13 protein-coding genes are annotated in these 13929 nt (G+C 54.5%); 4 read left to right on the top strand and 9 right to left on the bottom strand.

Translation table 11 applies throughout. From position 1 onward, the window contains the following. Nucleotides 1–66: 66 nt before the first annotated feature. The 3 genes from ABJG22_RS02160 to ABJG22_RS02150 form a co-directional block, all read right to left on the bottom strand. Entirely contained in the window at nucleotides 67–798 is a 732-nt protein-coding gene (locus ABJG22_RS02160) for a hypothetical protein (RefSeq protein WP_348018588.1), read from the bottom strand. Nucleotides 799–911: 113 nt separating this feature from the next. Next, nucleotides 912–1349 carry a DUF1330 domain-containing protein gene (locus ABJG22_RS02155; protein ID WP_348018587.1) on the bottom strand — a complete coding sequence of 146 codons (438 nt, stop codon included), beginning with the start codon at nucleotides 1347–1349 and terminating at the stop codon, nucleotides 912–914. Between the two features lie 11 nt (nucleotides 1350–1360). Then, nucleotides 1361–1915 (bottom strand): GNAT family N-acetyltransferase, encoded by a 555-nt coding sequence (locus ABJG22_RS02150; protein ID WP_348018586.1) that lies wholly within the window; start codon nucleotides 1913–1915, stop codon nucleotides 1361–1363. Nucleotides 1916–2002: 87 nt separating this feature from the next. On the opposite strand from ABJG22_RS02150, the gene ABJG22_RS02145 reads away from it, so the two are divergent. Further along, on the top strand, nucleotides 2003–2224 hold the full coding sequence (locus ABJG22_RS02145; RefSeq protein WP_348018585.1) for a hypothetical protein: 222 nt from the start codon (nucleotides 2003–2005) through the stop codon (nucleotides 2222–2224). Between the two features lie 74 nt (nucleotides 2225–2298). Continuing rightward, nucleotides 2299–3219, top strand: coding sequence for an EamA family transporter RarD (rarD, locus tag ABJG22_RS02140; protein ID WP_348018584.1), 921 nt, complete (start codon nucleotides 2299–2301; stop codon nucleotides 3217–3219). Between the two features lie 4 nt (nucleotides 3220–3223). On the opposite strand, the gene ABJG22_RS02135 is transcribed toward rarD, so the two are convergent. Next, complete coding sequence (locus ABJG22_RS02135) at nucleotides 3224–5809, bottom strand: patatin-like phospholipase family protein (protein ID WP_348018583.1); 2586 nt, start codon at nucleotides 5807–5809, stop codon at nucleotides 3224–3226. 133 nt (nucleotides 5810–5942) lie between these two features. Beyond that, nucleotides 5943–6983: a dihydroorotase gene (pyrC, locus tag ABJG22_RS02130; protein WP_348018582.1), complete on the bottom strand. Its 1041-nt coding sequence runs from the start codon at nucleotides 6981–6983 to the stop codon at nucleotides 5943–5945. A gap of 52 nt (nucleotides 6984–7035) precedes the next feature. On the opposite strand from pyrC, the gene ABJG22_RS02125 reads away from it, so the two are divergent. Then, complete coding sequence (locus tag ABJG22_RS02125) at nucleotides 7036–7770, top strand: folate-binding protein (RefSeq protein ID WP_348018581.1); 735 nt, start codon at nucleotides 7036–7038, stop codon at nucleotides 7768–7770. A 25-nt stretch (nucleotides 7771–7795) separates the two neighbouring features. Here ABJG22_RS02125 and ABJG22_RS02120 read toward each other — a convergent pair whose 3' ends face one another. The 4 genes from ABJG22_RS02120 to hisS all read right to left on the bottom strand — a co-directional run bounded on the left by ABJG22_RS02120 (nucleotide 7796) and on the right by hisS (nucleotide 11864). Next, entirely contained in the window at nucleotides 7796–8455 is a 660-nt protein-coding gene (locus ABJG22_RS02120; RefSeq protein ID WP_348018580.1) for a DUF4167 domain-containing protein, read from the bottom strand. A 238-nt stretch (nucleotides 8456–8693) separates the two neighbouring features. Continuing rightward, nucleotides 8694–9530, bottom strand: a complete 837-nt coding sequence (prmC, locus tag ABJG22_RS02115; protein ID WP_348018579.1) for a peptide chain release factor N(5)-glutamine methyltransferase — start codon at nucleotides 9528–9530, stop codon at nucleotides 8694–8696. Beyond that, a complete protein-coding gene (prfA, locus tag ABJG22_RS02110) occupies nucleotides 9523–10599 on the bottom strand; it encodes a peptide chain release factor 1 (protein ID WP_348018578.1) in 1077 nt (358 codons plus the stop codon). Before prfA ends, prmC begins: the two co-directional genes overlap by 8 nt. After that, entirely contained in the window at nucleotides 10596–11864 is a 1269-nt protein-coding gene (hisS, locus tag ABJG22_RS02105; protein WP_348018577.1) for a histidine--tRNA ligase, read from the bottom strand. Before hisS ends, prfA begins: the two co-directional genes overlap by 4 nt. A 120-nt stretch (nucleotides 11865–11984) precedes the next feature. Here hisS and ABJG22_RS02100 point away from each other — a divergent pair, with 120 nt between their 5' ends. Beyond that, on the top strand, nucleotides 11985–13925 hold the full coding sequence (locus ABJG22_RS02100) for a peptidase M61 (RefSeq protein WP_348018576.1): 1941 nt from the start codon (nucleotides 11985–11987) through the stop codon (nucleotides 13923–13925). Nucleotides 13926–13929: the final 4 nt, after the last annotated feature.

Genomic DNA, 13929 nt, shown 5'->3' with positions numbered 1-13929 from the left:
GCCGGAGCGGGCCACCTTTGCATGCCGGATAGTTGCAATGCGCTATCCGGCTTTGGCTATTCTAAACTAGCGGCCCTTGCTGGCAACAATATCGACAACCGTTCCACCACCGGAACGTTTGTTCAGGGTGATTACATAGGCGCCGTCATCCTTTGACCTCGTGCCTCCCAGCACATGCTCGCTACCCCGCAACAGATATTCAGCATCATATCCACCACGCTCTGCCTTGGTATAATAGAAATCGACAATGCTCTTAATCGGCGTCGCGGTTGTGAAACTGACCACACGAAGGTCGCATCTGCCAGCCGCTTCTTGCACAGCCGCTTTTGGATAGACCGTAAATTCCGGCGGCATCCGGTTGGCCCACCGCATATCGTAGCTCAGCTTTTCTTTACAGACAGGACTGCTACGGCGTGCCGCCGCCAGTTCCGCTTTATCCCCTAACGTCATGGCTCCATCGGCTGCGGTCATTTGCTTGGGCTTTGGTGCCACCAGCATTTTCCCGCCAAGCGCGGCCTTCGCAGCCGCGCTGCCATCTTCGCCAGTCCCCGCCGGCACCGATCCGTCTGCGGCACCATTGGCCCCGCGGATGGCATTGCGGTTTGCCTGATCCGTGAGATCAGGGTCGGACAGAATTGCCCCTTCCAATGCATCATTCATTGCCGGATCGGACGTCAGATTTTCGTCCAGTTTCGCCAGATCTTCTTCGCTGGTTTCATTGCTACCGCAGGCAGCAAGCGTCAGCGGCAAGGCGAAGGCTGCTGCAGATAATAATAGGGGACGCGAAAAGTGAGACATATGATTTGCTCCTGAATCTAAGGGCATAGATACGCACAAAAGCATTAATTATTCATTTGGCATATTGGAAGCTATAACCTGTATATTCTTATCTTATGCACGTTATTGGCATTTCAGCCGAAAGTATTTGGTCCGTCCATCTCACCAAATCGGATCAGACGGGACGTCAGCACAGCCGCCTGACGATTGACCACTGCCTTTTTATATTCAGGATCCGTTACCATTTCCATGAACGCACCGCTATTCGGATAGCGGGCAATGAAGGATGAATCCCACTGCTTATCATCTGGCCCGATCACCATACACTCCATCTGCCCACGCCAGAGGATCGTGCCGCCAACCCGTTCAAATATCGGTCCGCTGGTCTTGCCATATTCGGCATAAGCACGTTCGCCGGTCCAGCCTTTCGAGGCGTTGGGATTGTCTGCAGGATATTGTGCATCGCTGTGGAAGCGGAGCAGGTTGAGCATGTTAATCGGTACGTCGCGGGGGAGCGCCTTGAATGCATCAAAATGTTCTCGCGTGGGATCAAGATAGCGATCTTCTGCCATGGCCGACTCTCCTATTGGAATTTTTTTCTATTCTCCTGCCATTGTTCGCGGGATTGCCCCCAATCGTCAACCCTTGCATCCTGATAGGGATTCGGGAGATTGGTCGGCCCTCTATTGGTCGAACCCAGCCGCTGGGCCAATTTGATCGAGGCAAGATTGTCCGGATCGATGGTGTGGCATATATCATCCCAGCCCAACGTATCGACCGCATAGTTCATACTGGCGACCGCAGCCTCCAGCGCATAGCCTTTACCGGCATATGCCGGCACCACCGCCCAGCCCACTTCGGTGCCCGGCCAGCCGTCCGGATACCAGGGACCAATGCGACCAATCCATTTTCCGCTATCTTTTAGGATCAGAGAAAACATCCCATAGCCGCGAACATGCCAGGCTCCCACTACGGCGCATAGATCCCGCCAGCTTTCTGACCGGCTTTTGACACCGCCAATGAATTTCATCGTCGCTTCATCCGACTGAAACATGGCCCATTGATCAAAGTCTTCGCCACTAGGCGGACGCAGAATCAAACGGTCCGTTTCAATAGTTAAAGAAGAAATATCTGCCACGAATCCTGCCCTTCCCTTATTCAATCCATATCGCGGCTCTTAACACAATCACTTGAAAATCAAGTGATCTATGCCTATAATACAGTTATGGCTAATCTGATTTCAATCTTCATCGGCGTTATCGCCCTCATCCTGTCCTTTATCGGTCTGGTCCCGCTATTGGGATGGACCAACTGGCTGATCCTGCCCATCGCAGGCATCGGCGCCCTGTTCGGACTTATTTCTTCCCGGACAAGCGGCATGTATTTCTGCATGATTGTCATGGGGATCTGCGCCTTGCGGCTCTGGATCGGTGGCGGCATTATCTGACCCCGTCGCCGGGTTTCCCGGACAATAGGATTTCTTGATTGCCGGACAGAGAGACAGAGCTTAGGCGCTAGTCTATGTCCTCTGCACCAGCCACCAGCCGTATCGGCCTCATGCAAGCGCTGATCGCGTGCATTTTCTGGGGTCTGATGCCGATCTATTTCAAGCAACTGCAAAGCGTCGGCGAATTGGAAGTGGTCGCACATCGTATCGTCTGGTCGGTACCCTTGTTGCTGCTCATTCTCTATTTCCGGAAAAATCTCGTCGGCCTGACGACAGCGCTGGCCGATAGTAAACTGCGCTGGGCCATGCTGGCTAGCGCCTGTCTCATCGCAGCCAACTGGTTGATCTATGTCTGGGCCGTCCACGCCGATCATATCCTGGCGGCCAGCCTCGGCTATTTTATCAGCCCTCTACTCAGCGTCTTTCTCGGCAGGATATTCCTTGGCGAGAAACTCACCCGCAACAAGTGGATCGCCATTGCGATTGCCGCCGCCGGTGTTTCCGTACTCGCCGTACAAGCGCTGGACACGCTGTGGATCAGCCTCGCTCTTGCCGCGTCCTGGAGCTGCTATGGTCTGGTCCGTAAAATCGCCGATATTGGTCCTATCGTCGGGCTGACGGCTGAGACCGGGATTCTCTTTCTGCCCTTCACCCTGTTCCTGATCTGGATATCCTTCGGCGCGGCACCCGTTGCCCCAAGCCAGCATCTAGGCGATGACCGAACCATTGACCTATTGCTGATCGGCGGTGCCATCGTCACGGCGATACCGCTGGTGCTTTTTGCCGCAGCGGTCAAAAAAATGACCCTCGGGGCGATCGGCCTGTTGAATTATCTGGCGCCGACAATCCAGTTTTTCGTCGGCGTATTGATCTACAAGGAGCAGCTAACCCCGTCGCATATCATTTGCTTCCTGCTCATTTGGACCAGCCTTGCGATCTATTCGACCGATTCCTTTTTGGCGGGTAAGGCAACACGGAAAGCTCCCTCCGCTTAAAGATTCAAGACTTGAGCACTGGCCAGTCCGCGGCTTGCTTTTCATTCCCCCATCTCTTGATTTTCAGCGCCTTCGCCAAAGGTTTGAAACGCCGCACTTCATCAATCATCTGATCGGCTAGGAAAAACCCAAGAATTCGGTAGGCTTCAAATTGTTGTTCGCTGAAAAATTGATCGCTGGTGGGTTCATCGGGGAATTGTTCGTTTTCCGATTTGTAGGAATATAGACGCGCCGGAAGCCCTTTGATCATCGACGTTTTTATATAGAATAGGAAACAGCGATCATCACCCTTTTTGCGAACCCGCCGGCCCTGTGCGTTCGGATAGAAAATTTCTCCAACGGCGAAACCAAATTTGCTGAAGTTCAATATTCCGGAGACGGGATCGTCTTTATCTCTGCCTGATCCTTGTACCATATTCTGGAAACTGAAGCTGTTCGTCTGATCATGCTCATCTTTGTCAAAAAATTCTACCGTAACCCCAAAGTCGATAAAGGCTTTTTCCAGGGCGTTGGAAAAACTGGAAAAGCGTGATTGGGGATCAGCCGAACCGTCCAGAAAAACGATGGTTTTCTGTCGTCGACGAAACAATTCGTAGAGGCCAGTATTGTCGAAATGACCGCCGTCGCTCAATTCTATCCAGCCGGATTCGGACTCGCTGCGCAAACCGATGAGCGATTGCAGAAAGCCCGGATATAGGAAATTGGGCGGGAAAATGCGGCTGCGAAAAAGCTTCACTCTGGGCTTGCCGTCTTTCCGTTTCCAGGGTGGGATGGGCAGCCGCCGTTGCTGGCCTTTCGGATTGGGGTTGGGGATCCAGTAACCAAGCCGCAGGTTCAGCAGGTTCAGCATCAACGACAAAGAAAATTTCTTGGTTGGGCCGCGTCCGTCGGCGCCAGTCCGCGGGTTCAGCGCAGCACCGGAAATCGCGATAGCTGTCGGCAGCGTGACCGGCCAGACCGGCTTCAAAACGCTGCGGTTCAGAAATCCAAACTCCGGGCTCTTGTCATGGACAAGCCACTGATCCGTTCGAATCCACCCGGTGGCTTCCGAACCACTGAAGAGCGGACTTAAGATGAAGGAGTCGCCGCGCCGACTGCGAAAGCGTGCATTCTCCCCTTTGGTCAAGACAACATTGGTATTGATGATATGATAGGGACCATCGGTTCGCGGCGCGCACATCTCGTGGACTTTCGCAAGATCAGCGGGCGTTTGTCCGGCTACATCATCATCGCGAACAGCCTTGCGGCTGGGCATGAAGCTCGTCATCAATCGATCACGATACATCCGGTGCAGTCCGGAAAAATTGATGTTGGCATATGCCCAGAAGACGAAGAACCCGGCAAAAAGACCGAAGAATGTCAAAAGGTCGCCATCCAAGAGAAGGCCATGGAGCTTATGCCCCAGAATGACCGAAATCATGGCAAAGCCAAGCATCAATAAACTGACGGAACCATTGCTGATGATACCGAAGGTGATCGGACTTTTCAGCCCCCGATTGGCGCTAAGCAAATGCCGGCTGGCCAACCCACCCACGGCACCAAGACCGGTAATGACCGGCGCGACCATCTCGCTCCAATCCGCCAGATTATATCCGAAAAGCTCCTTCTGCGAATATCCCTGATCCAACAGGCCCAGGACAAAGAATCCAACCGTGAATTTGGTCAAGACACCGCCATATCGTTCGATAAAACTCCGGAAGAACACCGCTCGTCTCTTGCTCCACGGGAAAGCGGTGAACAGCGAATAAGAGACCCAGATCAGAACCAGCACCGCAGAAAGACACAAGGGTATCTTCAGAAAAACCGATATCTCTCCATCGTTTATCCATGCCCCCAGACGCGCATCAATCAGATTAGACAGGCTGGCAACATTGTTAGAAATCTGGGGTAGCAGACCATCAAGAAAGCCAAGGCTCCACAGGATTCCGGCAAATAGAAAAGACAAGATCGACAGATAGGCCGTTAGCGAGGTCAGCATGGAACGGACAACCACGATGGTCGCCGAAAAAGCGTCCAGACCGGCACCCGGCTGCATATAGGCGCTGCGCTGACGGATATAATCGATAATATCCCGCTTGAAGGGCAGACCCGTTGGCTCGGGATCATGTTTCGATTTCGAGCCCTCTTTTTCGCGAAACGGGAAGTTTGTGCCGATCATGTTGAAACGGCGGCCACCAAATCCATCTCCGGGGAAATATTGCTCCTGTGATTCCGAGTTGGACAGAAACCAGGTCAGGGCGCCGCCTGCATAGCCGCCACCCGAGACCGTGCTCATATAGTCAAACTGGGGCAAGATATCGGCCCGGTGCAGCTTCTGCATGGCACCTATCGCAAAGGCGGCCGATCGGATGCCGCCCCCGGATATCGCCAGGCCCAAATAGCGCGGCTCTTGCTCATCCACTTCTGGACTCTCATCTGCCTCAGCCTTGTCGCGATTATAAAATCGATGCCAAGGCTGTGATTTACGGCGCTCTTCTATATATTCGCGTTCCGCTTCGATGACGTGGCGGATATCGCGCGAATAGCCCTCCGGATAAGTTCCAGAAAGTGCATCTTCTTCATTCGGTTCGTTCGGATCGGATTCGGGCATTCAGGCTTCTCCTGAAGTGGCTTTCCAGAACCTTCCCCATTAGCTGCGCCCGATTTTTCTAGTCCAATGGGTTGGAAAATCCTGACAAGCCAGGAGTTGAACAACGGGGTCTATCATCGTCACCCGTTACACGTCAATTTTCGACGATTTGCCAATTCAATGTCGCGCCCGCATGAAAAGGCACCAACGGGGATCCCGCAGCATCTATATTCTCGGGAATAAGGGCAGGCCGTCGTTCCAGACTGACCCGGCCTTCATTGCAGGGCAGGCCATAGAATTTTGGGCCATGCTCAGAGGCAAATCCTTCTAGCCGGTCGAGCGCGCCCTCTTCGTCAAACACCGCCGCATAGCTTTCCAATGCATAAGGTGCGTTAAAAATACCTGCACAGCCGCAAGCCGATTCTTTGGCGTGGATTTCATGCGGAGCGCTGTCGGTACCTAGGAAATATTTCGACGAACCAGACGTCGCCGCTTTCCGCAGCGCCAGCTGATGCAATGCGCGCTTCGCCACGGGCAGGCAATAAGCATGCGGGCGAATGCCACCATCGAACATCGCATTGCGATTGATATGCAGGTGATGCGGCGTGATCGTAGCCGCGACATTCGGACCAGAACTATCGACAAATTGTACCGCATGTTCGGTCGTAATATGCTCAAATACCACTTTCAGGTTCGGCAATGACTGGATCAGCTTTCCCATGATACGATCAATGAACACCGCCTCACGGTCAAAAATGTCGATGTCACCATCGGTCACTTCCCCATGCACCAGCAACGGCATCCCAATATCCTGCATCCGTTCAAGCACCGGCATGATATGCGCCACATCCGTCACGCCGTGCGCACTGTTGGTCGTCGCATTGGCGGGATAAAGCTTTGCGGCGGTAAAAATGCCTTCTGCGTGGCCGCTCGCAATATCATCTGCATCGGCATCATCGGTGAGGTAGCAAGTCATCAGCGGCGTAAAGTCGGATCCCGCTGGCAATGCTGCCATGATCCGGTCACGATAAGCGGCGGCGCTGGTGGCGCTGGTCACTGGCGGAGAAAGATTGGGCATGACGATGGCACGCGTAAATTGCCGAGCCGTATAGGAAGCAACTGCCTCCAGCATGGCACCATCACGAAGGTGGACGTGCCAGTCATCAGGGCGGCGAATGGTGATCTTATCGGTCATATTGCTCCGTGCGAGGCTTGGTTTTTCACTCCATACACCCTACCTAAATGCTATGACCGAAACCAGACTTAATGACCGTGCGATCATTCGCCTGTCCGCCACAGATGGCTCCGAAGACATCAAGCAGTTTCTGCAAGGATTGGTGACTCAGGATATGGCAGCTGTTGTGCCCGGCGCACCGCAATGGTCGGCGCTGCTCGCGGCTCAAGGCAAAGTCCTGTTCGATTTCTTTTTATGGGCCGATGAGGACAATATCCTGATCGACTGCGAAAAAGAGCAAGCTGACGGGCTTGTCCGCCGTCTCAAACTCTATCGCTTGCGGCGAAAGATTGAAATCGCACAAGATGATATGATCGGCGTGTACTGGTCCTTGAAGGCTGAGGACCAGCCGGTTGATCCAAGACTGGCAGATTTGGGCCACCGGTGGCTCGGCGACGCAGGCATCGGTGACGGTGCAGAGAACGACTATCGCAAACATCGCCTGTCTCTGGGCGTAACCGAAGGAAGCGCCGAGCTGGGCAGCGACAAGACATTATGGCTCGAATGCAATGCATCGGAACTCAACGGCGTCAGCTTTACCAAGGGCTGTTATGTTGGGCAGGAAAACACAGCGCGGATGAACTACCGGCAAAAGGTGAACCGGCGGATGGCCGTTGTGCCGATCGACCAAGCCGACGAAAAGCGTCAGCGCATCGCCTATCCGGACGATAACATATCCGTCGAACATCGACGCATCGATGACCTAAAGACGCTCAACCTGCCGGCTTGGTTGGAAAAAGCGCTCTAACGGCAGATCAGCCCGGTGAAAGAAGCTAGATAGCGTCGCTTTCTTCAGCGGCTTTTGGCTTTACGACCCGCTTCTTGCGAGCCGGTTTCTTTTCAACTTCAACCTCTGTCGACTGCGAAATTGCGGGCGGCAAAGCGCTGGCATCCAAACCGTTGCTCTCACCATTTTGCTCCGCTGTTTCATTGGCCGCAGGGGTGTTTTCGGTCTTACGCGGACGACGGCTGCGAACCGGTTTCTTCTCGTCCGGCGCACTACCCGCTGCATTGTCAGCTCGGTCGCTACGATCATCGCGCTGTTGGCGGTTTTGCTGCGGACGGCCACGATCATTATCGCCATCCTTATCGTTGTTCCGATCGCCGGATTCATTCTGGCCTGAACCATTGCCGCGATTGTCGTTGCGATTTTCTTCCCGAGCAAGCCGCTGTTCTTCACGGCGCGCCTGCGTGTCAGCATTGACCCGGAAATAGTGATCGGCAAATTGGTGATAATATTCCGCGTTAACGCGGTCACCATTGACCTGTGCATCCTGCGCCATTTTCTTATATTTATCGAGCATCTGCGCAGCATTGCCGCGCGCGCGGTTATCAATACGATTATCGCGATCTACTCCGCCACCGCGGTTGCCCTGATTACGGTTATTGGTGTTCCGGCCGCGCCCACGGCGGCCAGGCTGACGATTGTTCATCAAATTGTAGGTATCCTTATACCGCTAATAAACTTGGTCTCTCTCAAGTTATAGCCACACTCTGGTGGCGATTGCGCCGCAGACAACCCGTCCACAGCAGCCCGTACAAGACAAATAAGCGCCGAAAACCAGCAACATTATCGAGTTGGGGGCAGGCCAGAAATTTTAGGGAAAAAGCCAGAAATCATCTGGGCCTGAGCAAGTCTTAGCGAGTCGTTTCGGCAAAACCAAGCCCTTTTTACCTCCGCAGGATCAACAAACGATCATTTTTTCCTAAATCTTGTTTTAATTCAACATGATAACTTCTTTTCTCAGCCATTTCCGAAACGATATTCGCTTGGTCAAAGCCAATTTCGAGCATGGTAACACCGGCTGGAGAAAGCAGTTTTTCGAGCGCGGGAATGATGATCTTATAGTCATCCAGCCCCTCTTCTCCGGCAAACAGCGCTTCATGGGGCTCAAAATCCCCGACATCAGCGGAAAGCCGCGTATTTTTTGCGATATAGGGCGGATTGGCGAGGATCAGATCAAAGCCGGAGCCCAGAGCCTTCTCCCAGTCAGGCCGCGTCCAGTCCAGCATCAGAAAACGAGCGCGATCCGCAAAGCCCAGCCTGTCGGCATTATTATGGGCAATCTGCAAGGCGGCGGCGCTGGCATCAATCCCCACACCTCTCGCATCCGGAAATTCCTGCAAAGCGGCAAGCAGAAGCGCGCCACTGCCGGTGCCGAGATCAAGTATCTTTTGCGGAGGCTCCGATGCGAACATTCCCACTGCCGATTCAATCAGCAATTCACTGTCGGGGCGCGGGATAAGAACATCAGGCGAGACCTGAAAATCGAGGCCCCAAAATTCCTTCGCGCCGATGATATGGGCGATCGGTTCAGATTTCTGGCGGCGCTCGACCAGCGCTGAAAATATATCGGGTGTTGTCAGTTCCGGTAGTTTCAACAACAATTCAGACCGTTCCATACCCAAGGCATGCGCCATCAGCAATTCCGCATCGAGACGGGGACTATCGGATATTTCACTCAGTCTCTGCGCTGCCTCGCGCAGGGCGCCGGCGGCGTCACCCATCTAGATTGGCGAGCCGGCTGGCTTCATCCTCTGCAATCAGCGCATCGATCATTTCACCCAGCGCGCCGCCTTCGATAATTTCCGGAAGCTTGTGCAGCGTCACATTGATCCGGTGATCGGTGACCCGGCCTTGCGGATAATTATAGGTACGGATGCGCTCGGACCGGTCGCCGGAGCCGACCATCGATTTACGCGCTTCGGCTTCCTCGCTTTGCACCGCATCGCGTTCTTGCTCGTACATACGCGCCGCCAGCACCTTCATTGCCTGCGCTTTATTCTTATGCTGAGACTTGCCGTCCTGACATTGCACTACGATACCAGTGGGCAAATGGGTGATCCGGATCGCGCTGTCGGTCTTGTTGACATGCTGGCCGCCAGCACCGCTAGCCCGATAGGTATCAATGCGCAGGTCTTCAGTGCGGATCTTGATATCGACTTCTTCGGGCTCCGGCAGGATCGCAACGGTTGCCGCCGACGTATGAATACGCCCGCCGCTTTCGGTTTCCGGCACACGCTGGACCCGATGAACACCGGATTCGAACTTCAGCTTGGCGAACACGCCCTTGCCCTGAATATTGGCGACGACTTCCTTGAACCCGCCGACTTCCGAAGCATTGGCGGAAATCATCTCCACCTTCCAGCCCTGATCCTCGGCATAGCGACTATACATACGATAGAGATCACCAGCGAACAGAGCGGCTTCGTCGCCGCCGGTGCCGGCGCGAATTTCGATCATTGCCGGGCGGTCATCGGCGCTGTCTTTCGGCAGCAATTGCAAGGCGAGAGCCAGCTCGGCTTTTTCCAATGCCTTCTTCACGCCATCCACTTCATCAGCGGCCATCGCCTTCATCTCGGCATCGTCACCGGCCAGCATTTCGGCTAGGCCTTCTTGCTCGTCGCGCAGGTTTTTAACCAGAGCGGCAGCCTCGGCAACCGGTTCGATTTCGGCATATTCTTTGGAGACTTCAACAAATTTGTCGCTGTCGAGATCGCCCGAGGCCATCATCGCCTGCAACTCGGCAAAGCGCGCCTCGATTTGCGCAATCCTTTGGGGGGTGATGGTGGTCATGCCGTCAGCGCCTTGACCAAATCACCCAGCGCGACCTCTTGTTGATCACCGCTCTCCAGGTTTTTGAGCGCGACCACGCCATTGGCCAATTCACTTTCACCGATGATGACCGCATGGGACGCACCGGCCGCATTGGCTTTCTGCATCCGCTTTTTCATATTGCCCTTATAGGCCATTTCACAACTGATATCCGACCGGCGCAAGTCACCCATGAGCTTCATCGCAGCGGCTTCACAACCATCGCCGAGCGGAATGAAAATCGCGTCGGGGCCTACCGCCTCGGGCTCGTCCAGCAACATCCCCAACCGCTCAATCCCGGCAGCCCAGCCAACGGCCGGTGTATGGGGTCCACCAAGCGCTTCCATCAGGCCATCAAACCGGCCGCCGCCGAGTATGGTGCTCTGACTGCCCATTTTCTCAGCCGCCGCACTGCCCACCTCAGGAATGAATTCAAACGCCGTGTGCCGATAATAGTCAAAGCCACGCACCAGATTGGCGTCGCGCTTCCACGCCACATCGCAGCTATCCAGCCCTTCGGTAACCTGCGCGAAAAATTCTGCGGCTTCGGTGGTCAAATATGGATCGATCGACGGGGCCGTGGCCACGATCGCGCGATCATTGGGCGCTTTGCTGTCCAATATCCGCAGCGGGTTTTTTGCGAGCCGGGTCTTGCTGTCGTCGGACAGGTCGGATTGATGGTCAGAGAAATGCTCAACCAGCGCCGCACGCCAGGCATCCCGGCTTTCCGCATCACCCAGCGTATTCAGCTGTAAAGTCACGCCATCATCAATGCCCAGCTCTTTCAAAAGCTGATCGGCAAAGCACAATAGTTCGACATCCGCCGCCGGTTCGCTGGCGCCAATAATTTCGGCATCCAGCTGGTGGAACTGGCGGTAGCGGCCCTTTTGCGGCCGTTCGTAGCGGAACAATGGTCCATGCGCAGACAGTTTCAATGGGGCATGTTGCTGCCAGCCATTGGTCAGAAAGGCCCGGCAAATCCCGGCGGTAAATTCGGGACGCAGAGTCAGGCTGTCGCCGCCGCGATCCTCGAACGAGTACATTTCCTTCGATACAACATCGGTGGTCTCGCCGAGGGAGCGGGCAAAAACCGCGGTCGGTTCAAAGACCGGCATTTGCACACCCTTGAAACCGTAGAGCCGCCGCACGCGTTCAAACGTCTCCACCACATGCTGGAACCGCTCTTGTTCTTCGCCAAATATATCCTGCGTGCCACGCACCGGCTTGGGTGTCTGTATCTTTGCCATAGGGAGCGCTTTAGCCAGAGAAGCCGCAAAGCGAAAGTGGCTTATTTCCTGCAAGCCTCTGGACGAAAGTTGCAAAAACCTCCATTCGAGTGCCCTGATCACGAAAGGGGTTTTCTGCATATGCGTCTGGTTGGCCTATTGGGTCTTTTCTTGACCTTCTCTATTTCTACAACTGCGGCAGCGATGCCGGATCACCTCAGCAAACCAAGCTATGTCGCGCCGCAGGACATAATCCCCGCGCCACAGGATATCCGCTATCCCGGCACCATGACACTGGAAGTTGATGCCCGCGATCATGAACAGGGCATATTCCGAGTCACACAGACGATTCCGGTTGCCCAACCCGGCCGGCTCACCTTGCTCTATCCCGAATGGCTGCCCGGCAATCACGCCCCGCGCGGAGAAATTGAGAAAGTCACCGGGCTGGAGTTCAGCGCAAACGGACAACGGCTGGATTGGATCCGCGACGACCTTGATGTGTTTGCCTTTCATCTGACCGTTCCGGAAAACACCAGCACGATTACCGCGAAGTTCGAGTTCGTTTCAGCCACGACAAGCCGTCAGGGCCGGATCGTCATGGCTCCGTCGATGCTCAACCTACGCTGGCATCAGGTTTCGCTTTATCCTGCGGGCTATTATGTCCGTCAGATTCCGGTCGAGGCGACCGCTATCTACCCCGATGGCTGGCGGGCCGCGACTGCCCTTCGACCGGAATCTCAGACAGGAAGCACAATAAACTACGAAAAAACCGACTATGACACTTTGGTGGACAGCCCGGTTTTTGCCGGACGGTATTTTCAAACCCACGCGCTAACCAATCGCGTGAATCTCAATATTGTCGCAGATGAAGCAAAATTTTTGAAATCCAAAAAGGCGCATATCAATTTACACCGGCAGCTGGTCATCGAAGCAGAGGCTCTGTTCGGCAGCCGTGCCTATGACCGCTATGATTTCCTACTCGCGCTGACCGAGGACATGGGTGGCATTGGTCTGGAACATCACCGGTCATCCGAAAATGGCGTGAACCGGGAATATTTTACCGATTGGGATAGTGGTCCGGGGCGCCGTAGCCTGTTGCCACACGAAATCATCCATTCCTGGAATGGCAAATATCGACGCCCGCAGGGCATGTGGACGCCGGATTTCCGTCAGCCAACACGCGACAATCTATTATGGGTCTACGAAGGACAGACGCAATTCTGGACCTATGTTCTGAGCGCACGGTCGGGCCTCTATTCCAAGCAGGATACACTTGATGCCCTTGCGGCGATCGCGGCAGGCATGGACCAGCGCGTTGGACGCCGGTGGCGCCCGTTGATCGACACCACCCATGATCCGATCATTGCTGCCCGAAAGCCAAAGCCTTGGTCCAGTTGGCAGCGCGCAGAAGATTATTATAATGAAGGGCTGCTGATCTGGCTCGAAGCCGACCAGATCATCCGCCGCGAATCGGATGGCAAGAAATCGCTCGAAAATTTTGCTCGCGACTTTTTTGGCGGCAAAAATGGTGACTGGGGTGTGGTAACTTATGAAAAAGAGGATGTCGTCGCAGCGCTCAATAAGGTCCAGCCCTATGACTGGGACGGCTTCATTCAAGAACGGGTTTACCAGACGAGCACAGACGCCCCCAAAAATGGCTTCGCGCTCGGCGGCTACGAGCTCGTCTTTATCGACAAGCCTAGCGCCTATATCCTCGCCAATGACAAGCGCCGCAAACAGCTGGACCTCAGCCACAGCCTTGGCCTGATCATGGGTAGCAAAGGAACGATCAAATCGGTGATCTGGGATAGTCCCGCATTCAAAGCCGGCTTGAAATCCGGTCTCACCATCTCAGCCGTCAACGGCACAGCCTATAGTCACGAAGCGCTCAAACAGGCGATCGAGGAAAATCGGGGAGCCGACGGCAAGATAGATGTTTTTGCAAAAAATGGTGAAGCCTATCACAATTTTATGGTCGACCATTCGGGTGGCCTGCGCTATCCGGCGCTCAAGAAAATCACCGGAGAGGGTGTTGAACAGGAGGGGGGCATTGACCGGCTGTTACAGCCGAAAACTAAATAAGGAC

Source organism: Parasphingorhabdus sp. (assembly GCF_039939955.1).
Taxonomy (GTDB): domain Bacteria; phylum Pseudomonadota; class Alphaproteobacteria; order Sphingomonadales; family Sphingomonadaceae; genus Parasphingorhabdus.
This window is presented reverse-complemented; position numbering and strand designations above follow the sequence as displayed.